Source organism: Streptomyces sp. NBC_00083 (genome assembly GCF_026343295.1).
Lineage (GTDB): Bacteria > Actinomycetota > Actinomycetes > Streptomycetales > Streptomycetaceae > Streptomyces.
The window spans coordinates 3,425,677-3,445,838 of record NZ_JAPELY010000001.1; the positions used below are offsets into that span (position 1 = coordinate 3,425,677).

General features: G+C 70.8%; 16 protein-coding genes and 1 pseudogene. 7 read left to right on the forward strand and 10 right to left on the reverse strand.

The window, feature by feature from the left end; all coding sequences use genetic code 11:
* Positions 1-10: 10 nt before the first annotated feature.
* The 8 genes from OOJ98_RS15365 to OOJ98_RS15400 form a co-directional block, all read right to left on the reverse strand.
* Positions 11-4,270, reverse strand: a complete 4,260-nt coding sequence (locus tag OOJ98_RS15365; RefSeq protein ID WP_267055246.1) for an amino acid adenylation domain-containing protein — start codon at positions 4,268-4,270, stop codon at positions 11-13.
* Complete coding sequence (locus OOJ98_RS15370; RefSeq protein WP_267055247.1) at positions 4,257-4,514, reverse strand: phosphopantetheine-binding protein; 258 nt, start codon at positions 4,512-4,514, stop codon at positions 4,257-4,259. The genes OOJ98_RS15365 and OOJ98_RS15370 overlap by 14 nt, the downstream gene beginning before the upstream one ends.
* A 40-nt stretch (positions 4,515-4,554) precedes the next feature.
* Positions 4,555-6,147 (reverse strand): long-chain-fatty-acid--CoA ligase, encoded by a 1,593-nt coding sequence (locus tag OOJ98_RS15375; RefSeq protein WP_267055248.1) that lies wholly within the window; start codon positions 6,145-6,147, stop codon positions 4,555-4,557.
* Between the two features lie 94 nt (positions 6,148-6,241).
* The gene (locus tag OOJ98_RS15380; protein ID WP_267055249.1) at positions 6,242-6,778 is read right to left on the reverse strand and encodes an FcoT family thioesterase; all 537 of its coding nucleotides are present in this window, start codon (positions 6,776-6,778) and stop codon (positions 6,242-6,244) included.
* A gap of 1 nt (position 6,779) precedes the next feature.
* Complete coding sequence (locus OOJ98_RS15385) at positions 6,780-7,664, reverse strand: TauD/TfdA family dioxygenase (RefSeq protein ID WP_267055250.1); 885 nt, start codon at positions 7,662-7,664, stop codon at positions 6,780-6,782.
* A 45-nt stretch (positions 7,665-7,709) separates the two neighbouring features.
* Positions 7,710-7,946, reverse strand: a complete 237-nt coding sequence (locus tag OOJ98_RS15390) for an acyl carrier protein (RefSeq protein WP_267055251.1) — start codon at positions 7,944-7,946, stop codon at positions 7,710-7,712.
* Positions 7,943-9,037 carry a beta-ketoacyl-ACP synthase III gene (locus OOJ98_RS15395; protein ID WP_267055252.1) on the reverse strand — a complete coding sequence of 365 codons (1,095 nt, stop codon included), beginning with the start codon at positions 9,035-9,037 and terminating at the stop codon, positions 7,943-7,945. The genes OOJ98_RS15390 and OOJ98_RS15395 overlap by 4 nt, the downstream gene beginning before the upstream one ends.
* A gap of 88 nt (positions 9,038-9,125) precedes the next feature.
* Positions 9,126-10,520 (reverse strand): MFS transporter, encoded by a 1,395-nt coding sequence (locus OOJ98_RS15400; protein ID WP_267055253.1) that lies wholly within the window; start codon positions 10,518-10,520, stop codon positions 9,126-9,128.
* A gap of 565 nt (positions 10,521-11,085) precedes the next feature.
* Here OOJ98_RS15400 and OOJ98_RS15405 point away from each other — a divergent pair.
* From OOJ98_RS15405 to OOJ98_RS15415, 3 genes are read left to right on the forward strand one after another with little or no spacing between them, the layout of a single operon-like run.
* Entirely contained in the window at positions 11,086-11,313 is a 228-nt protein-coding gene (locus tag OOJ98_RS15405; protein ID WP_267055254.1) for a hypothetical protein, read from the forward strand.
* Positions 11,310-13,679: a cation-translocating P-type ATPase gene (locus OOJ98_RS15410; protein WP_267055255.1), complete on the forward strand. Its 2,370-nt coding sequence runs from the start codon at positions 11,310-11,312 to the stop codon at positions 13,677-13,679. The genes OOJ98_RS15405 and OOJ98_RS15410 overlap by 4 nt, the downstream gene beginning before the upstream one ends.
* On the forward strand, positions 13,676-14,203 hold the full coding sequence (locus OOJ98_RS15415; RefSeq protein ID WP_267055256.1) for a copper chaperone PCu(A)C: 528 nt from the start codon (positions 13,676-13,678) through the stop codon (positions 14,201-14,203). Before OOJ98_RS15410 ends, OOJ98_RS15415 begins: the two co-directional genes overlap by 4 nt.
* A gap of 34 nt (positions 14,204-14,237) precedes the next feature.
* On the opposite strand, the gene OOJ98_RS15420 is transcribed toward OOJ98_RS15415, so the two are convergent.
* On the reverse strand, positions 14,238-14,990 hold the full coding sequence (locus tag OOJ98_RS15420) for an aspartyl/asparaginyl beta-hydroxylase domain-containing protein (RefSeq protein ID WP_267055257.1): 753 nt from the start codon (positions 14,988-14,990) through the stop codon (positions 14,238-14,240).
* A gap of 262 nt (positions 14,991-15,252) precedes the next feature.
* Complete coding sequence (locus tag OOJ98_RS15425) at positions 15,253-15,846, reverse strand: TetR/AcrR family transcriptional regulator (protein WP_267055258.1); 594 nt, start codon at positions 15,844-15,846, stop codon at positions 15,253-15,255.
* Between the two features lie 93 nt (positions 15,847-15,939).
* On the opposite strand from OOJ98_RS15425, the gene OOJ98_RS15430 reads away from it, so the two are divergent.
* The 4 genes and pseudogenes from OOJ98_RS15430 (at position 15,940) to OOJ98_RS15445 (ending at position 20,150) form a co-directional block, all read left to right on the forward strand.
* Positions 15,940-17,421, forward strand: a complete 1,482-nt coding sequence (locus OOJ98_RS15430) for a carboxylesterase/lipase family protein (protein WP_267055259.1) — start codon at positions 15,940-15,942, stop codon at positions 17,419-17,421.
* Between the two features lie 102 nt (positions 17,422-17,523).
* Positions 17,524-17,652: pseudogene (locus tag OOJ98_RS15435) on the forward strand (Cmx/CmrA family chloramphenicol efflux MFS transporter); the annotation flags it as partial.
* A 204-nt stretch (positions 17,653-17,856) separates the two neighbouring features.
* Complete coding sequence (locus OOJ98_RS15440; protein WP_267055260.1) at positions 17,857-18,798, forward strand: ABC transporter ATP-binding protein; 942 nt, start codon at positions 17,857-17,859, stop codon at positions 18,796-18,798.
* On the forward strand, positions 18,795-20,150 hold the full coding sequence (locus OOJ98_RS15445; protein ID WP_267055261.1) for an ABC transporter permease: 1,356 nt from the start codon (positions 18,795-18,797) through the stop codon (positions 20,148-20,150). Before OOJ98_RS15440 ends, OOJ98_RS15445 begins: the two co-directional genes overlap by 4 nt.
* The last annotated feature ends 12 nt before the right edge of the window (positions 20,151-20,162 follow it).

A 20,162-nucleotide genomic window follows, 5' to 3' on the forward strand; every position in this document is an offset into this window, starting at 1 on the left:
TCCCGGGAGTTCAGTCCTTCCGTGCGCCGGGCGGTGTCAGGGTTCCGGTTTTCACACAGTGGTCCAGATATCGGAACACCAGGGCCCGGTCGGCCGAGGGGCAGCTGATGGTGGTGCCGTCGAGTCCGCGCAGCACGTTGTCCGCACGGACGCGGCCCAGGGCGAGCTCCGGCTCGGCGTCCCCTTCGGCGGCGAGGGAATCGAAGAACGCGCCGGTCGTCGCCGCCACGTCGGCCGACCGGGGCAGCTCCGCGCGCCATCGCGTCAGAGGGATCTGCTGGACGGCGTAACCGTATTCCCGCACCCAGTCGTACACGTCGGCCAGGCGTACGGGGGCGACGGGGGCGTGGTTGAAGACCGTGCCGGGTGCGGCGGTCAGGGCCAGCCGTACGACGGCGCGGGCGACGTAGTCCGCGGGGGTCCACACCTCGGCGTCGAACAGCTCGGGCACGATGCCGGCGGGTATGCCGGCGGCCAGGACGCTCCACAGGAAGTCCCGCCGGTTCACCTGGCCGGTCTCCGGTGTTCCCGTCACGCGGCCCAGACGGTGCAGGGTGACCGGCAGGCCGCGTTCGGCGGCCTGTTCCAGGAGGCGTTCGGACGCCCACTTGGACTGCTGGTAGCCGCTGACCAGCCCCGGATGCGGCGGGAAGAACGCCTCGGGCACTTCCGGGTCGTGGCTGCGGGGTGGTGCGACGGACAGCGTCGACACCAGGTGGACCGGGATCGAGCGTGCGGACGCCATGCGCAGCAGCTGACGGGTCGATTCGGTGTTGGCGGCGCGCAGGCTGGCGTACTCGCGCATGATGCTGACCGTCGCCGCGTTGTGGACGACGGCGTCGCAGGTCTCGGCCAGTTCGGTGCACCGCTCCGCACCGAGGCCCAGGTGGGGGCGGGCGAGGTCGGCGGGGACGGCGGTGATCCGTTCGGCACCCGCGGGCAGCGGGATCTCCTGAGCGGTCAGGGCGTGCCGGATGCGCTCGGCGGCCTCGGCGGGCGTGGCGGCCCGGACCGGGCAGACGAGCTCGGCGTCGGTGGTGGCCAGCAGTTCGGCCAGCAGATGGGGGCCGACGAATCCGGTGGCCCCGGTGAGCAGAATGGTGCGCGGTGGCCGGGCGACGGTACGCGACGAGGGGCCGGGCCGGATGTCGTCGTCCAGGACGGCATCGGCCAGGACTGCCGGGGGCAGCGCGGACGTGGTGGGCGGCGCGTCCGCCCGGCGTTCCAGACGGTGTGCGAGGCCGGCGGCGGTCGGGTGCTCGAAGAGCCAGGCGACGCGGACCTCCCGCCCCAGCTCGACGCCGAGCCGGTTGGCGACCTGGATGGCCTGGAGCGACTGGGCGCCGAGGTCGAAGAAGTCGTCCTCGGGTGCCATCCGATCGAGGCCCAGGATCTGGGCCCAGGTACGGCTGATGGCCGCCACCAGGCCGTCCCCGTCGTCGGCCGGAACAACGTCTTCCGCCACCGCCCCGCTGAGAGTGCTCCTGTCGATCTTTCCGGTGCTGGTGCGGGGCAGCCGGTCGGTGAACTCCACGGCCGACGGAACCATCGCCGCGGGCAGGACCTTCCGCAGCCCCTCGCGGACCTCGGTGGCGGTGGGCCGGGGGTCCTCCACGACGACGTGGGCGGCGAGCCGGCGTGTTCCGTCCGGCAGGACCTGCCCGACGACGGCGGCCTCCAGGATGTGCGGCTGGGCGAGGAGGGCGGCCTCGACCTCCGAGGGATGGACCCGGTGCCCACTGATCTTGAACTCGTCGTCCGCCCGCCCGAGGAACCGCAGCTGCCCGTCGTCACCGAGCCGCACCAGGTCGCCGGTGCGGAACGCCCTCGGGCTGCCCGGCAGTTGGGGAAGCGGAGCGAACCGGGAGTCGTCCGCCGCGTCCGCGCCCCGGTAGCCGAGCGCCAGTGCGTCACCGAGGAGGTGGAGTTCGCCTCCGACGACCGCGGCGCGCATACCGGGCAGCGGAACTCCGATCGGCACGTCGTCCGCGTCCGCGGGGCTCTCGTGGAGTGCGGCGACGGTGGCCACGACCGTCGCCTCGGTGGGGCCGTAGGTGTTGAACAGGCGCACCGATGGGCCGACCGCGTTCCGCCAGCGGGCGACGCGTTCGGGCAGTGCGGCCTCTCCGCCGATGATGACGGTCCGCACGCCCTCGGGCAGTGCGGCGGTGCCGGTGGAGAGGGTGTAGGCCAGTTCGTGCCAGTAGGCGGTGGGGAGATCGAGCACACTGATGCGCAACTGCTCGACCGCGCGCAGGAACTGCGGCACCGACTCGGTCATCTCACGTGTGCGCAGGACGAGGGTGGCGCCCGAGCAGAGGGTGAGGAAGACCTCCTCGACGCTGGCGTCGAAGTGCAGCGGCGCGAACTGAAGGACGCGGTCCTCGCGGCGCGGACCGTAGCGGTGGGCCGCGCCGGCGACGAAGGTGGCGAGCGCGCCGTGGCTGATCTCCACGCCCTTGGGCCGGCCGGTCGAGCCCGAGGTGTGGATGAGGTAGGCCGGCTCGCCTGCCGTTCCGGGCGGGGCGAGGGGTGCCTCGGTGTCGTCCCCCGGGGCGTCCAGCAGAAGCAGGGACCACCCCGCGCAGCCGTCGGCGCCCGAGCTGTCGGTGACGACGAGCGACGGCTTGGCGCTGTCCAGGAGCGTGTGCGTCCTCGACGTCGGCGCGCCGGGATCGATCGGGCAGTACGCGGCGCCCGACAGCAGGACGGCCAGGATCGCCGTGACGGCGTCGATGCCCCGCGGCAGGGCCACGGCCACCACCGCGCCGGGACCCGCGCCCCGGGCGGCGAGGCGTCGCGCGAGCCGCCGCGCCGCGCCGAGCAACTCCGCGTAGGTGACGCTGTGTCCGTCGTGCTCGACAGCGACGGCGTCACCGCGCCGGCCGGCCTGCCGGGCGATGAGCTCCAGTACCGGGAGGGCCGGGCCGGGCAGGGGGCCGCCGTCCACCACGGTGCACGCACGCCGGCCGATCGCACGGTCCGGTGCGGCGAGGGCTTCGCGCAGCAGGGCCAGCAGCTCCCGCTGGTGCGCGGCCAGGGCCCCCGTGTCGTAGAGGTCGGGGTTGGCGTCGAAGGCGATGCGCAGGCCCGCACCCTCGGCCCGGTCGTACACGTTGACCGCGAGGTCGTCGACGGGCCCCGCGGAGACGTTGTGGACCGTGCTGCGGTGCCCCGCGAACCGGAGGTCGTACTCGAAGGGCATGATGTTCACGCCCGGCCCCGACAGCCGTCGTCTGCCGCCCACCAGCTTCAGGTCCCGCCGCAACTCCTCATAGCGGTACCGCTGGTGCGGCCGGCCGGCCCGAAGCTCCGCGGCCACCCTGGCGGACAGATCCCGAAGGCTGTCCTGCTCGTCCACCGGGACGCGCAGGGGCAGGATGTTGCGCACCATGCAGGGCACGCGCAGGGACACCGAGCCGAGCCGGCCCATGGCGGGCAGACTGAGCACGACCTCGGGGGCGCCGCTGACCCGGTGGACGTAGGCGGCGGTGACCGCGAGCAGGACATCGGACCACGTCACCGACAAGGCGTCCGCGACGGCACGCAGCCGTGCCGTCTCTGCGGGATCCAGGTCGACGACGCGGCGTAGGAAAGTACGGGCGGGCAGGGCCTGTTCGTCGGTGAGGCTGGGGACCGACGGACGGTCTTCGAAGCGCTGCGTCCAGTAGGCGCGGTTCTTGGCGAAGCGTTCCGAGGCGCGGTAGGCGGCCTCCTCCTGCCGGACCGACTCCACGGTGCCGAAGCCGCTCTCGCCCGGGGGAGCATCCTCCATCAGGGCGGTGTACACCTGCGCCACACGGTGCGCGACCAGGGACAGGCCGAAGCCGTCGAGGGCGATGTGATGGACGCGGTGATACCAGAGGAACGCGTCGGGGGCCGTGCGCAGCAGGGCGTGGCCGAAGACCGGGTCGCGTTCCAGGTCGACGGGGCGGGCGATGTCCTGGGCCATCCATGCGAGCGCCGCCCGGTGCGGGTCGGCCGCGTCGGTCAGGTCGGCGATGTGCGGCTCCCACGCGACGTCCCCGGCGCGCACCTGCCACGGCCGGCCCGACGCGTCGGTGACGAAGCGTACGTTCAGCGCCTCGGCCTCCGCGACGGCGTGACGCAGCGCCCTCGCGAAGACGGCCGGATCCACCGAGCCATGGATGTGTACGTATTCGGCGGTGTTGTAGGCGGGACTGCCGGGATCGAGGTGGTGGCCGGTCCAGATGCCTTCCTGGGCGGCGAGGAGGGGGTGGCGCTCGGCGTGCCGGTCAGACGTCGGCATGGGCCGCTCCCGCCTGGCGTTCGGACAGCAGCTGCCACCACTGGCCGAAGGACGCGCGCTCGGCGAGCTCGATGAAGCTCACCTCCGCACCGGTGCTCCGCCAGCGCTCGGCGAGGGTGGTGATGCGCAGCGAGTCCAGGCCGGCGTCCAGGGGGTTTTCGTCCAGGTCGACTTCGTCGGGCTGCTGGTGCAGGAACTCCGCCAGATCCGCTCGGAAGGCGTCCAGTGTCAAGGGCTCAGACATGGTGTTCTCTCTTGGTAGCCGCACGGGGTGGCGGTGGCGGTCAGTTGACCTTGCGGTCGGCGTCGCTCCAGAAGCGGTCGCGCAGCTCGCGGCGGAGGATCTTGCCGCTGGGGTTGCGCGGGACGTGTTCGATGAACTCGTAGGCGGCGGGCAGCTTGAAGGCGGCCAGGCGGTCGACGAGGAACCGGTGCAGGTCCCGCGGGGAGGGTTCCCGTCCCGCCACGGGTACGACGAAGGCGTGGACCTTCTCGCCCCATCGTTCGTCCGGGGCTCCCACGATCACCGCCTCGGCCACCCCGGGATGGCGCTCCAGGACGTTCTCGATCTCGGCGGGGTAGACGTTCTCACCCGCGACGAGGATGGCGTCCTTGATGCGGTCCTGGATGAAGACGTAGCCGTCCTCGTCGACGTATCCGGCGTCGCCGGTGTGGATCCAGCCGTCGACAAGGGTCTCCGCGGTCTTGTCGGGCAGCCCCCAGTACTCGACCATGCGGGCCGGCGTGGCCAGGCAGATCTCACCGACGGCACCCGGCGGCAGCTCCTTGCCGTCTCCGTCGACGACCATGGTGGCGACCCCCGGATAAGGGTGGCCGGCGGCCTTCATGCGACGGTGGCCGGGGACGTGGTCGGCGGGCGGCAGGCACACGGCGGTGTTGCCCGTCTCGGTCAGGCCGTAGATCTGGGCGAACTCGCTGCCGAACATGACCAGGCTCTGCTCCAGAAGGGCCTCGGAGATCGGAGACCCGCCATAGACGATCTTGCGGAGCGTCGTGAAGTCGGCCGCCCGCACTCCGGGTTCGGCCAGCATCATGCGCAGCATGGCCGGGACCACACAGGCGGTGGTGACGCCCCGGTCGCGGATGAGGTCGATCGCGTCGCGCGGGGCGAAGGCGCGCATCGCCACCACGGTGGTGCCGGCGTTGAAGTTCTGAGCGGCCCACCACAGGCCACCGACGTGGAATCCGGGGATGCCGACCAGGGCGACGTCGCCGACTCGCCAGTCGATCCAGTCCAGTTGACGGCTCGCCAGGGCGTCGCGGATGGCGAAGAAGCTCCGGTGGGCCAGGACGACGCCCTTGGGAAGGCCGGTGGTCCCGCTGGTGTAGAGCTGGGCGACAGGTGTGTCGGGGGTCGGTGCGCAGGCGGGCTCGGTGTCCGGGTGGCCCGCCTTCCACGCGGCGAAGCCGTCGTCCGGGCCCAGCCGGACGACCGTTTTCGGCAACGCGGTCGGAAGCCGGTCGAGAACGGGAGCGAACTCGTCCTCCAGGAAGAGGAGTTCACTGCCGGAGTCCTGGAGGATGTGGCTGATCTCGGGAGCGGTCAGCCGCCAGTTGATGGGCACCAGAACGGTTTCGCTCTTGGCGCATCCGAAGAGGATCTCGTAATAGTGCTCGGATTCCTTGCCCAGGTAGGCGACGCGTGCCCCGGGTCGTGCGCCGGCGGCACGCAGGGCGTGCGCGGTGCGGTTGCTCTCCGTGTGCAGCTCGGCGTAGGTGAGGTCGCGCCCCTCGCAGGTGACGGCGGTGACCCGCGGAGTGTGGGCGGCGTGGAAACGTGCCGTGTCGACGAGGGTCTTGAGCTGGGGGTGGTGCAGCCTTTCGCCGGGTGTCTCGGGCGCGGACGGTTCGGCCATGGGCGGGTCTGCCTCTCGGTCTGTTCCGGGGCTGCCGGAGGGCGTGCCGCCACCGGACGCGATGGCGGCACGCTAGAGGTGAAGGGCCGTATGTCTAGGGGGCGTTGACGAAGGCGAGCTTCACGCTGCCGTCGCAGCGCCCGCCGGCGTCGTCCCAGTACCGATAGGCGGTCTCCGCGACGAGCAGCGGTTCTCCGCCGGGTGAACGCCGCTCCACGGACAGGAACTCGATCTCTCCGAAGAAGGACCGCGCGTTGATGGGACGCCGGAAACTGCCGCTGAAGCGGGCGATCAGGATGTCGGGCAGCTGGTGGCGCCAGTAGTCGTCCAGCGTCCAGTCGGCGAACTCTTCGAGCAGTCCCTCTTTCACCGCCTTGGCGACGGTGTAGTACATCATCTGGTTGTAGCTGATGTTGACTTCGACAGCGTTGAGATGGCCGGTGTCATCGATGTAGCAGGACTCCGGGATGGCCAGTTCGCAGCGCGCGGACACCAGGCTGGACCGGGTGCTCACGGCCGCCGATCGCAGGTATGCGCAGTGCGCCTTGTACGGCCGCAGAACCTGGGGCAGCAGTTCGTCGTCATGGGCGTAGTCCCGGACGGGCGGCTTGTGCTGTACGGGGGTACGCATCTCACGCGGCCCCGTCGTAGAGCTTGCGCTCGTCGTGCACGGTCACCCGGAAGGAGACGGTCGGCTCCGGGGTGGTGGTGTGCCGGGCGCGGTGGATCAGGCTGCGGTTGTCCCAGACCAGGAGGTCGCCCTTCTCGAAGGTCTGGAGGTGGATGTTGGGGTGGGCGAAGGTGTCGTCGAGCTGGCCGGTCGCCGCGAACAGGCGCTGGAGCAGGTCGCCCTCCAGCGGTTCGCCGTCGCCGTCCTCCATGCCGACGGTGAAGCCCTCGCTGATGTAGAGGATGGTCTCGCCGGTCATCGGATGGATGAACGTGCTGGGCTTGACGGCCGGCGGGGTCTTGGTGTCGACCTCCTCGATGATCTCCGAGAGCGGCCGGTAGACGTCCGAGGGCCGGATCTTGAAGTACTTGCGCACCGAGTGCCGCGAGAAGGTGCCCGCCGTCTCCTTCTTCAGGTCCTCGGGGAGCAGCCCGTACGCCTTGCCCATGTCGATGAAGTAGGTCCCCCGGTTCTTCTCCGGAACGACCTGCGGGTAGATGAACGTCAGGCCGAAGGGGTCCGGCATGAACTGGTAGTCGGCGTGCCAGAACTTCCCGGTCTTGGGCACGCCGATCTGCTTGCCGTCCTCGGGCACGTTGGAGGAGACGAATATCTCCTCCACCTCGGGGTGCTTGTACATCGGTTCGTAGTAGGTCTCGGGACGGCCGAACAGCCGCCCCAGTTCCAGGAATTGACGGGGCGCCAGATCCTGGTCCTTCAGGACGACGATCTTCTTCGTGTAGACGGCCGCCTTGATGGCGTCGATGTCCTCGGCCGAAGCGTTGGCGTAGTCGAATCCGTCGACCGTGGCGCCGAGGTTGGTGCCCGTGACTTCGTTGATCTGCATGGTCCCTGCTCTCGGTTGAGGTCCTGACAGTGGTGGTGGCCGCGGCTACTGGGTGAGCTTCGCGTCGATGAGTTCGGTGGTCGCGCCGAGGGTGAGGTCTTCCTCCAGTTCGTTGTCGTCGATGTGGACGCCGAGATCGCGCTCGATCCGCATGCTGATCTCGACCATCGTCAGAGAGTCGACGTCCAGCTGGGCGAAGGTGGCCTCCGGGCTGATCCGGTCGCGCGGCGCGTCGTGCAGTTTCGTGACGATCTCGACCAGCTGGTCATAGGTAGTGCTCATGACTCCTGCGTTCCTCCTGTGTCGTGCGGGTGATCGGTCCGGGCGAGAGCGGGCCAGGTCAGGAGGCAGGACCCCCAGGTCAGCCCGCCGCCGAAGGCAGTGAGCAGCACGCGCTCGCCCGCGTGGATGGTGTGCCGGGCAGCCGCGTCGGCCAGGGCGAGCGGGATGGACGCGGCGCCGGTGTTGCCCACCGACTCGACGTTGGTCACCAGTCGCTCCGGGGGCAGTCCGAGCTCCTCCGCCACCGAGCGCAGGATGCGCAGGTTGGCCTGGTGGGGGACGAGGCGGTCGATGTCGTCGGCCTTGTGGTCGGCCAGCGTCAGCGTGGCGCGGGCGGAGGCCGTCATGCGGGTGACCGCGTGCCGGAAGACCTCCTTGCCGCGCATGGCGAAGTAGTGGTCCTGCGCGGCGGCCGGCGCGGCGGCCGAGCGCTGTCGTGCACCACCGGCCGCCACCATGATCAGTTCCTCGCCGGCGCCGTCGCTGCCGAGGTCGAAGTGGCCGACGGCGCCGGGTTCATCGGCGTGTCCGGCGCGCAGCACGACGGCGCCGGCACCGTCGCCGAAGATCATCGCGTTGGTCCGGTCGTCCGGGTCGACGATCGTGGAGTAGGTGTCCGCGCCGATGAGCAGGACGCGTTCGGCCACCCGGGCCGCGATGAGCCCGGCGGCCGTGGCGAGGCCGTAGACGAACCCGGTGCACACGGCGCCGACGTCGAAGGCAGCCGCTCCCGTCAGGCCGAGCCGGTCGGCCACGAGGGGGGCGGTCGCCGGGCAGGAGCGGTCGGGGGTCGTCGTGGCGACGACGACGGCGTCGACGTCGTCCACACCCGCGGACCGCAGCGCCTGTCGGCCTGCCTCCGCGGCCAGGTCCGAGGTGGCCTGGCCGGGGCCGGCGATGTGGCGGCGGCCGATTCCGGTGCGGGAGCGGATCCAGGTGTCGCTGGTGTCGAGCCGTCGGGAGAGTTCCTGGTTGGTCACCACACGCGGCGGGAGCCAGCCGGCGAGCCCGCACAGGACGGCGGCGCGATCGTGCGGCGGGGAGGTGGGAGGGGCGGGTTTGCTGAGCGGTCGGTCGAGCGTGCTGGACACAAGAGCTCCTAGGTCTCCCGGCATGCATGAAGGGATATCTGGGATGGCGGGTACGGAAGGGGCGTGGGAGGGGGAGGAACCGGCGCGCTCAGACGTCGGCACGCCTTCGAAGGGGCAACAGGGCCAGAGCGCCGACACCGATTCCGGCCGCGATCACGAAGACGGCGCCGCGGACCCCGTCCAGCAGGCCGGCGGCCGTCAGGTCGTGGCTGCCCGTGCCGGCGACGGCCACCAGGACGGCCAGGCCCACGGCGCTGCCGACCTGGAGGGTGGTCGACGCCATGCCGGACGCGATGCCCTGGTCCTGGTCCGGGACGCCGGTGGCCGCCGCGATCCACATGGCCGTCCAGGTGGCGCCCTGCCCCAGGCTGAGCAGCGCGATCCCGGGCAGCAGACGCGCATAGGAACCGTCACCGCTGAACGCGAGGGCGAGGAGGAGGGCGCCGACGGCGCCGGTCGCCATGCTGCAAAGGAGCGTGGTCCGCACGCCCAGCGCTGCAACCGCCCGCTCGCCGGCCTTCGTCCCGGCGGCCACGACGACGGCCGGCACGAGGAAGGCGGCCCCCGTGGCCATCGCGCTGTAGCCGTGCACCGTCTGGAAGTAGAGGGTCAAGAAGTACGGCAGCGAGCTGAACGTGGCGCTGAACAGCGCGGTCAGCGCCATGGCGCCGAGCAGACCGCGGTGGCGGAACAGGTGCCCCGGTGTCAGCGGGGCTCGGCTGCGGCTCTCGGCGAGGACGAACAGGGACAGGGAAAGCGCCGAGAGGGCCGCGCAGATCAGGACACCGCGGCTGCCCCAGCCGGCCTCCGGCGCATGGATGAGGACGAAGACGAGCAGCGTGATGCCGACGGTGGCGGTCAGTGCGCCCGGCAGGTCGAAGTTCCGCTGCCGGGTCAGGGGTTCGTCCGGGGGGAAGAGGAACGTTCCGGCCAGGGCGATGGCCCCGGCGAGCGGGACGTTGACGAGGAACACCGCCGGCCAGCCGAAGGAGTCGACCAGCACCCCGCCCAGCAGCGATCCGAAGCACAGCCCGCCGGCCCCGGCGGCGCCCCACGCGGCCAGCGCCCGGTTACGACGGGGGCCTTCCTCGTACAGCGTGTTGATGAGGGAGAGGGCGGCGGGGAACAGCAGCGAACCACCGACACCCTGGACCGCGCGCACCGCGACCAGCACGCCGGGCGACTCCGAGAGGCCGCCCACCAGAGAGGAGACCGCGTACAGCGACGCGGCCACGACGAAGACCCTGCGCCGGCCCAGCAGATCCGTGGCCCGGCCGCCCAGGAGCAGGAACCCGGCGGTCGTCACGACGTAGGCGCTGACGACCCACTGAAGGTCCTGTCCCGAGAAGCCGAGCGTGCCGCCGATGCTGGGGAGGGCGACGTACACGATGTTGTAGTCGAGTGAGATGACCAGTTGCGCGGCGGCCAGGACCAGGAGCGGCAACCCGAGGCGTTGACGGGACGGAGCAGACGGCGAATTCACTGCACACATTGCGGAACGCTTCCCCCTAAGAATCCGTCCCCCTGAAACAGGACGGCGGCTCACCCCGGGAGCGTGGCTCACAAACGTCGCCATCCACAAGTTCTCGCCTCTTGTTTTCGGACTGGCTTGCGAGCCGGTTGCAAGAATCATGGATGTCTTGATTGAAGCTCGAACATTCAACAAGGGTGCTGGAGGAGCCTGCTGTGGAACATGCCAGGTGGGCATGCAGGTTACGGGGCAGAAGAGCGGGGTCGCTGCGTGTTCGAAGAGCGGGCCGGCGGGCTCCCTATGCGACAAGTCGGCTGACAGTGCCTGTGGGTTCCAGCCCTTTCGGTCGAATCTCGACGCGTCATGGATGGCTGATTTCAGCGCCCTTGAAAACGTACCAGCTCCCTTCGTCGATATCGTTCCGGGCGATCCGGAGTGCGATATTTCGAAAGGGCCGACAAGTGCTCAATCATAGGGAGTCGGATGGAAGAGTCATCCAGTTCCCGGCAGTAGCCAAGTTCTTTGTCACACGCCCGAATCGGGTCATTGGCAAGGTACCCCCCTACCGTATGGATGCATGGAGAAGTCGAGGCGTGCTCTTTCCGTCCCCCCAGCTTTATTGGCGTTCGTCGTGCTGCTCGTGACATTGACGGCGGCGTCCTATGCCGCGGGGCGCGCGGCCGGTCCGGTGGCCCCGGGGATGCACCGCACCGTGCCGGCGTCCGAGGAGTCGCCGGACCGGCCGGGAATGCCGGGCATGCGAGGCCTCGGCCCGCTCGACGGTGAAGGCCAGGTGAGCCGATGACCGCCGCCAATGCGCGTGAGGGCGCCGGTGAACCCGGCGCGACCACCGACCTGCTGGTCGGCGGCATGACGTGCGCCGCGTGCGTGGGCCGGGTCGAGAAGAAGCTGGGCCGCGTCGAAGGCGTGACCGCAACCGTCAACCTGGCCACGGGGCGGGCCCGTGTCGCCCACCCCCCGTCGGTCACCGCCGAGCAGCTGATCTCCGTGGTGGAGAGCGCCGGTTACACGGCCGAGCTTCCGCCACCGCCCGCGGAGGAACAGCCAGAGGGCGCGGCACCCGAGCGGCCGTCGGCTCGCGCGGGCGTCAGCGACGGGGGCCGGCTGCTGATCACGGCGTTGCTTTCGCTGCCCGTCCTGGTGCTCTCCATGGCGCCGTCCCTGCAGTTCACCTACTGGCAGTGGCTCTGCTTCAACCTGGCGGTCCCGGTGGTGTGTTGGAGCGCGCGGCCGTTCCATGAGCGGGCCCTGAAGGGGCTGCGGCATGCCACGGCCACCATGGACACCCTGATCTCCCTCGGCGTGTTCGCCTCGTTCGCCTGGTCCGCGTACGCCCTGTACTTCGCGGGCGCGGGCCGGCCGGGCATGCGCATGCCGTTCAGTCCGCTGCCCGAGGCCGGCGGCGGGAGCGCGCATCTGTATCTGGAAGCGGCCGTGAGCGTGCCGCTGTTCGTGCTGGCCGGCCGGTACCTGGAGGAACGCGCCAAGCGGGGGACGGGATCGGCGCTGCGCGCGCTCGCCGAAATCGGCGCGAAGGACGTCGAGTTGCGCGCGGGCGGCCAGGGCCGGCGGGTTCCGGTCTCCGCCCTGCGGGCCGGCCAGGAGTTCCTGGTACGGCCGGGGGAGAAGGTTGCCACGGACGGGGTCGTCACCGACGGCAGCTCCGCCCTGGACCTGTCACTGGTGACCGGCGAGAGCGTGCCGGTGGAGGTCGGCCCGGACTCGGCCGTGGTGGGCGGCGCCGTCAATGTGGGCGGACTCCTCGTGGTCCGGGCCACGGCGGTCGGCGCCGACACGCAACTCGCGCGGATCACGCGTCTTGTGAGCGACGCACAGGCGGGCAAGGCGCGTATCCAGCGGCTCGCCGACGCCGTCGCGGGGGTTTTCGTACCCGCCATCGTGACCGTGGCGTGCACGGTACTGGGCTTTTGGCTCGGCGCCGGAGCGGATCCCTCGGCGGCCGTGACCGCGGCGGTCGCCGTCCTGGTCGTCGCCTGTCCCTGCGCCCTGGGGCTTGCCACCCCGACCGCCTTCATGGCCGCGACCGGCCGCGGCGCGCAACTCGGCGTCCTGCTGCGCGGCCCCGAAGCACTGGAACGGCTGCGGCACATCGACACCGTCGTCTTCGACAAGACCGGCACCCTCACCACCGGACGCATGACCCTGACCGGGACGACGGTGGTGGACGGGGAGGACGCGGGCGCGATCCTCCGCCTGGCGGGGGCGGTCGAACACGGCTCGGAGCATCCCATCGGCCGAGCCGTCGCCGCCGCCGCGCGCCAGGCCGAGGACGGCGACCGGCTGCCGCCGGTGACCGGCTTCCGTGCGCTTGCCGGACACGGTGTCCGGGGCCGGGTCGACGGCCATGAGGTGGTCGTGGGCCGCCCGCGGCCCGACATCCCGCTCCCGGACGCCCTGCAACGGGCCCTGGAGGACGCCCATTCCGCCGCTCGCACGGCCGTGGTCGTCGAGAGGGACGGGCGCCCCGTCGGCGTCCTCGCCGTGGGGGATACGCTGCGGCCCTCCAGCTACTCCGCCGTACGGCACCTGCGCCGGCTGGGCATCGAGCCCATCCTGGTGACCGGCGACGGACCCGCCGCCGCCCGCGCCGTCGCCGAGCAGGTCCGCATCGACGAGGTGCACGCCGAGGTCACCCCGGAGGGCAAGGCCGCCCTCGTCGCCCGGCTCCGGGACGAAGGGCGCCGGGTGGCGGTCATCGGCGACGGCGTCAACGACGCCGCCGCGCTGGCCTCGGCCGACCTGGGCATCGCCATGGGCGGCGGCACCGACGCGGCCATCGGCGCCGCCGACATCACCCTCGTACGCGAGGACATGCAGGCCGTGGTCGCGGCCGTACACCTCACGCGCCGGACCCTGAGCACCATCCGCGCCAACCTCATCTGGGCCTTCGGCTACAACGTCGTCACCGTTCCCCTGGCCGCCACCGGCTGGCTCACCCCGATGTTCGCCGCCGTGGCGATGTCCGCCAGCTCCGTCCTGGTCGTCGCCAACAGCTTGCGGCTGCGCGCCTACGCGCCACCCGGACACCGCCACCGCTCCGGATCGGCATCCGCCGCCGGCAGGGGCGGTCGGACCCAGCCGTCCACGGCGCACGACGGCACCGCCTCGCCCCTTGAGGAGATCCGATGAGTGCCCCCTCGTCCACCGACCCGGCCGAACGCTCCTCGCCACCCCGGCGCCGGGCGGGGGCCGGAGCGCTGAGCGCCGCTCTGGTACCCGTGGTCACATGCGTGACGGCGCTGTTGCTTCTGACGGCCTATACGTCCACGGGCGCCGCTGGTGACGCGCCGGCGAGGATCAGCGTCAGCAACGCGCGTATCTTCGTGCCGCCCAACTCCGAGAACACGGCCGCCTTCTTCGACATCAGCAACACGGGAGCCACCGGTGACGTGCTGACCTCCGTCTCCTCCCCTCGGCTCGGGGGCGTCATGCTGGGGCGACGGGTCACGAAGGACGGAGCGGGACACATGGAGCCGTTGGACAGCCTGCCGATCCCGGCCCGAGGACGGGTTCAGATGACCCCGTACGGCGTCGACGTCATGGTCGAGGATCCGCCAGAGCTGAAGGCCGGGGACAAGGTCCGCTTCGATCTGAGGTTCCGTGACTCGGGCCAGGTGACGGTGGAGGCGGTGACGGTGCCCGTGCGGTCGTGACGAGGACGAGCGGCCATCGCGTCCTCCTCATGGGTCAGCCTTCGCCCATCAGCGTGCGGATCTCGGTGACGGCCGCGACGAGCGCCTTCCGCTCGGGGACGGTGGTCTCCGGGTGCCACAGGTCGACCAGCAGGCACGTCCGTGGACGCGTCCCGCGGTTCCACGCCTCGTGCTCGAAGGAGTAGTCGAAGAGCAGGCACGCACCCTCCTGCCACAACCGCGTCTCGCCCGCGACCGTGATGCCGCACCCCTCGGGGATGTCGACCGCCAGATGCAGGTTGATGCTGAAGTTCCACAGATCGCAGTGGGGAGCGATCGCCGCGCCGGGCAGCAGGGTCGAGAAATGGCTCTCCAGCAGGGGACAGAGCTTCCCGGTGTCGACCGCCTCCTCCTTCAGCATCTGGAAGGCGGTCGGCACCGCGGCGGCCGATTCCTCCACCAGGCCGCCCTTGCGGTAGAGATAGAGAGCCTGCCAGTCCGTCTGACGCGTGAGGTAGTGCTCGTAATCGGAGAACGCGCCTCGCCGGGCGGCCCAGGCGTCCTCCAACTCCTTCTTGATCGTGGCGTGGTTCGCCTCGAAGGCGCGCACCACGGGTGCTATCTCGGGGTGGCCGTATGGATCGTGCCAGGCCTGCTGGGAAACCCCCGGTAAAATCCACTTGGCCCCCTTCTGCATCGGGTGGCGGTCTTTCTTTCCCGCTGCCAGCATCTCCTCCACCCGAGCGATCGAATCCGATCCGTGCTCGCTCTTGATTCCGGCGAATGCGTCGTCTATCTCCGGGGTCATGAATGCTCCAGGATGTCGGGCGTCACAGTCTCTGCATACCGTGTGGAGGCTACCCAGCGGGCGCCCGCCCCGTCCCCGGGGAAAGGGCCCCGCACGGCCGGATCGGGTCACGGCTGGAGGGATTCGTGGTGCAGTGCGCCGGTGGTGCTTCCGGTGCCCCAAGAATTCTGCTGGTGCCGGGAACCGGGGAGGGAAATGAACCGACTCCCTTGAGGGAAATGCGCGCGGTGTGCGCGGTAGGTCGGGCCCTAGCCGAACAGCCCTAGCCGAACAGTCTGTCCAGGTGCTGATCCACGGCCTTGAGTACGTCCTGGGGATCGATCACACTCAGTTCGATCAGGGTGGCGAAGCCGGTGAGCGCGAGAAAGAGGTCGGTCTCGGTCGCCGGGTCACAGGCGGAGCGGATGTGCCCGTCCGCGACCGCTTGGCGGATCAACTGCTCAATCCGCGCGCGCCCTTGGGCCATGGCGTCACGCGTGCGAGCGAGCACCTTCTCGTCGTGCAGTGCCTCCAGAACGTACGCGGCGTTCATCCGGCTGGTCGCGCGGGCGTCGGCGTGGAGCGGAAGCATTTCCGTGAGCGTCAGTCGGAGTACGTCGCGGGGGTGCGGCGGGTCACCGAGTTCCGCCAGGCTCCGGCTGATGCGCTGCGTGGTCTGCTCGGCGGCGAAGTCCATGGCGAAGGTGAGCAGGGCCTGCCGGGAGGCGAAGTAGTGCTGCAGCTGTCCGTGGGAGATGCCTGCCTCCCGTGCCACCTCGCGCAGGCTCAGGTGCAGGACGCCGCGCAGGTCCACCACTCTCCACAGCGCTCTGGCGATCGCTTCGCGGCGCTCGCGGTGATCCACTTGTTTCGGCACGGTCTGCTCCGCTCTCGTTCCCATACGGTTGACATAATACAGCTGACCGATAACGCTGGGGAGCCTGCGGATACCGGCCGGAGAGGACAAGCTATGCCTGAGCAGCCGAGAGTGCGTACCGCCGACGGCGTCGTGGAGGGCCGCTGGCGACAGGGGCACGCGGTGTTCCGCGGCATCCCCTATGCCCAGCCGCCCGTGGGTGCGCTCCGCTTCGCCGCTCCCGCACCGGTCCGTCCCTGGGAGGAACTCCGGCAGGCGGCCGAATTCGGGCCCGTCGCACCCCAGTCCGGGCCCACTCGGGCGGAGCCGTCGGAGGACACGGGCTGGCTGACGCTCAACGTATGCACGCCGGACCCCGGCAGCGCGGGCCTGCCGGTGTTGGTGTGGATCATCTGTGGGGGCTACATGGCGGGGGACCCCGGTGACCCGATGTACGACCCCACGGCGCTGACCGGGGCAGGGCTCGTCGTGGTGAGCGTCAACTGCCGTATGGGTGCGGAAGGGTTCGCTCTCCTCGACGGCGCCCCGGCCAACCGTGGCCTGCTCGACCAGGTCGCGGCACTGGAGTGGGTACGGCAGAACATCGCCCGGTTCGGCGGGGACCCGGAGCTGGTCACCGTGGCCGGGCAGTCCGGCGGGGCAGGGTCGGTCGCCGCGCTCCTGACGATGGCGCCGGCGCGTGCCCTGTTCCGACGGGCCATCACTCACTCGGTGCCGGGCCTGCACTGCATGCCCGCCCTGGCGAAGCAGGTCACCGCCACGCTCGCGGACCGCCTCGGCACGGCGCCCACCGCCGCCGCGCTGGCCGGCATCGCCCCGCAACGCCTGGCCGACGAGCTGACCGCTCTGTGCGTCGACCTCCCCCAGTACCGGGAGCGCTGGGGGAGGCTCACCCACCTGGGTATCGCGGTGTGCCCTGTGATCGACGGCGAGGTCCTCACCGAGACGCCCTGGACCGCCCTGGCCAACGGCCGCGCCGCCGGAGTCGACCTCCTCATCGGCCATACACGCGACGAGTTCCGGCTGTTCAGCGTCATGATGGGGCGGCGGGGAACGTTCACCGCGCAGGACGCCGATACCGCCCTGGACATGTTCGCCCCCGCGCCGGGCGGTCCGGACGCGTACCGCGCAGCCCATCCGCACGCGGGCCCGGAAGAACTGCTGGAGACGGTGTACTCCGACGCCACCTTCCGCATGCCGTCGCTGCTGCTGGCCGAGGCGAACGCGGCGGCGGGCGGCAACTCGTTCCTTTTCGAGCTGCACCTCAGCTCACCGACGATCGGTGGAGCCTGCCACAGCCTCGACGTCCCCCTGGCGTTCGGCACGATGGACAGCCCCACAGGCAAGCAACTCCTCGGTGACGAGCCCACGCCCGAGGCCGTCGAGGTGTCGCGCGAACTCCAGCAGGGGTGGGTCCGGTTCGTCGCCACCGGAAACCCCGGGTGGGCGGCTTACGACCCCGACCGGCAGCTGACCCGCGTCCTGGCCACCGAACCGAGGACCGTGCCCTATCCCGAGGAGGCTTCCCGCCGGATCTGGCAGGGCGTCCCCCCAGCTCCCTTCGACCTCACCTGAAACTGAAAGGGCCGCGTAGGGCCCCCGGGGTGCCATCGCGTGAGAGACCAGGACGCGGACGCCGTGGCCTTGCGCGTGGCACCTGAAGACACTTCCCGACGAATCAGCACCACGAGCTCCGCGGTCCTGTTCGCCACCCGGGTCGTCGCGGCGCTCGCCAACGCAGGGTTCCATGCGGTCGCCCTGACTGCTGCCGCCACGATGGTCCCAGCCGACAAGGGGATTGCCCTTGTTCCACACATGGTTGGGCCGGCGAGCCCCCCTCGGCGCCCCGTGGACGAGCCCGGCATTGTCCGGGTCCGGGCTCCTTGCGACCGTTACGGGCCCTCGGACTTGCCCATGCCTTGACGATCCGTTTTCTGCTTGTTCAACCGGCCGACCACACCCCCGCAGCGTGACGTCCCTAGGTTTCCTGAGGCTTGGGAAGAAGGGACTATGGACGAACGCCTCGCGGTCCGCGCCCGTGGGATCACCAAATGTTTCGGCGACGTCGTCGCGCTCGACGACGTCGCCCTAGATGTGGCCCAGGGACAGATTCACGGTCTGGTCGGGCCGAACGGTGCCGGCAAGACGACCCTGCTCGGTCTGCTGCTCGGGCTCGCCGTCGCCGAACGCGGCACTCTCCAGATCCTCGGGACGCCGGTCGGGCGGACTCTCGCCGCACCGCGAGAGGTGGCCGGCTTCGTGGACAACCCGGGTCTCTATCCCACGCTCACGGCCCGGCAGAACCTCGCCGCGCTGGCCGCCCTGCACGGAAGTGCCGTCGATGCCAGGGGAGTTGACGAGGCCATCGACCAGGTGGGTCTCACGCAGGTGGCCGACGAGCGTACCCGCGGCTTCTCCCTCGGCATGCGCCAACGCCTCGGCCTCGCCGCAGCCCTGCTCACCCGGCCCCGGCTCCTCGTCCTGGACGAACCGTCCAATGGGCTCGATCCGGCGGGCAAGCAGCACGTGCACGGCGTCCTCACGCGGCTGGCCGAGGAGGGCACGAGCATCGTGCTCTCCAGCCATCGCATGGACGACCTCGAAGCGCTGTGCTCCGAGGTCACCATCCTCACCACCGGACGTGTCGCCTTCTCCGGGCCGCTCGACAAACTCGCCGCGGGAGACGGTGAGGTGCGCTACAGGCTGCGTACCTCCGACCCCTCGGGCACGCGCAGGGTGGCCGCCGGCATGGCGGGCCTGCGGATCGTCGAGGACTCCGCCGCACGGTACGACGCGGGGGTCCTCGTCCTGGACGCATCGCTGTCCGCGCTCGATCAACTGATCGCGCAGCTCGTCCGATCGGGCACGGCCGTGCGGGAACTCGCTCCGCTGGTATCGCCGTTGGAGGCCGCGTTCCTCGCCTTGACGGAACAGCAGGAGGCCGGACCGTGACAACGACCCTCGACCGTGCCGCCGCGTCCGCGTCCGCCGCCCGCCGCGTGCCCGTCGCGCGGGCCTACCGCTTCGAACTCGTCAAACTGATGTCCCAGTGGCGGGTCCGGCTGCTGCTCCTGGCCTGCTGGGCGGCCCCGGGGCTGTTCGTGGTCGGCGTGAGCCGGCAGAGCACGCTGCCCTCCGACACACTCTTCGGCCGCTGGATGCACGCCACGGGATGGGCCGGACCGCTGGTCATCCTGGGATTCGCGGGCACCTGGGCCCTGCCTCTGCTGATCTCACTGGTCGCCGGCGACGTGTTCGCCGCCGAGGACCGGCTCGGAACCTGGCGGCACCTCCTGGTCGCCGTCCGCTCGCCCCGCCGGATCTTCGTCGCGAAGACGCTGGCGAGCCTCACCGTGATCGGGCTGATCGTGGCCGGGCTCGCCTGCTCCAGTACGGCGGGCGGACTCGTGTCGGCCGGCAACCGGCCCTTGGTCGGCCTCGACGGCCGGCTGCTGACGCCGGGAGACGCGGCCTCAAGGGTGCTGCTCGCGTGGCTCTGCGTCCTTGCCCCGACCCTGGCCCTCGCCGGCCTCGGACTGCTCGGCTCGATCGCCCTGGGGCGGTCTCCCATGGGCCTGCTGCTGCCTGCCCTGGCAGCCCTCGTGATGCAGGTCGCGCAGATGCTGCCGCTGCCCGTCGCCGTACGCCTCGCCCTGCCCGGCTACGCCTTCATCGCGTGGAACGGGCTGTTCACCGGCCCCGCGCAGCTCGGTCCGCTCCTCATCGCCACCGCGGTCGACCTGGCGTGGGTCGTGCTGGCGACAGCGCTGGCCCACGCGCTGTTCGTGCGGCGGGACTTCACGCACCCCGCCCACGACGGCTCCGGGCGGCGCGCCATCGCGACGGGGCTTCTTCCGCTCGCCGCACTGACCGCCCTCACCGTCGGCGTCATCCGGGTGGCCGCGCCCACGTCGGGCTCCGGGATCGGGCAGGCCAAGGTCGAGAGCTCCGTCGCCACCGCGTTCGGCCACCTCTACCGCATGCAGACAGGGGAGTTGAACCGTCCCGCCGTCACCGAGGCCCAACTGCGCGTCTCCGCGGCGTGCACCAAGAGCGACGGCCGAACCGCCCAGGAAGGCGCGGGCAATGACTGGCGATGCGTGGTGACCTGGCATCTGCCCGGTGTGACGCCCACGGGCACGGCCGTCTACCAGCTCGACATCGGATCGGACGGGAGGTTCGTGGCCGACGGCGACGGGCCGAAGGAGGTCAACGGCTACTTCCTGGTACGGACTTCGGCCGGGAACGCCCCGAATCCGCTGTGGCAGTTCGACGGCTACGTCGAACTGCTCGACACCCACTGAAGGGACAGTTCC

Coding starts and splice junctions, on each gene's coding strand:
- OOJ98_RS15365 (WP_267055246.1), bottom strand. CDS start 4,270: ATGCCGACGTCTGACCGGCACGCCGAGCGCCACCCCCTCCTCGCCGCC.
- OOJ98_RS15375 (WP_267055248.1), bottom strand. CDS start 6,147: ATGGCCGAACCGTCCGCGCCCGAGACACCCGGCGAAAGGCTGCACCAC.
- OOJ98_RS15380 (WP_267055249.1), bottom strand. CDS start 6,778: ATGCGTACCCCCGTACAGCACAAGCCGCCCGTCCGGGACTACGCCCAT.
- OOJ98_RS15385 (WP_267055250.1), bottom strand. CDS start 7,664: ATGCAGATCAACGAAGTCACGGGCACCAACCTCGGCGCCACGGTCGAC.
- OOJ98_RS15410 (WP_267055255.1), top strand. CDS start 11,310: ATGACCGCCGCCAATGCGCGTGAGGGCGCCGGTGAACCCGGCGCGACC.
- OOJ98_RS15440 (WP_267055260.1), top strand. CDS start 17,857: ATGGACGAACGCCTCGCGGTCCGCGCCCGTGGGATCACCAAATGTTTC.
- OOJ98_RS15415 (WP_267055256.1), top strand. CDS start 13,676: ATGAGTGCCCCCTCGTCCACCGACCCGGCCGAACGCTCCTCGCCACCC.
- OOJ98_RS15420 (WP_267055257.1), bottom strand. CDS start 14,990: ATGACCCCGGAGATAGACGACGCATTCGCCGGAATCAAGAGCGAGCAC.
- OOJ98_RS15370 (WP_267055247.1), bottom strand. CDS start 4,514: ATGTCTGAGCCCTTGACACTGGACGCCTTCCGAGCGGATCTGGCGGAG.
- OOJ98_RS15430 (WP_267055259.1), top strand. CDS start 15,940: ATGCCTGAGCAGCCGAGAGTGCGTACCGCCGACGGCGTCGTGGAGGGC.
- OOJ98_RS15405 (WP_267055254.1), top strand. CDS start 11,086: ATGGAGAAGTCGAGGCGTGCTCTTTCCGTCCCCCCAGCTTTATTGGCG.
- OOJ98_RS15390 (WP_267055251.1), bottom strand. CDS start 7,946: ATGAGCACTACCTATGACCAGCTGGTCGAGATCGTCACGAAACTGCAC.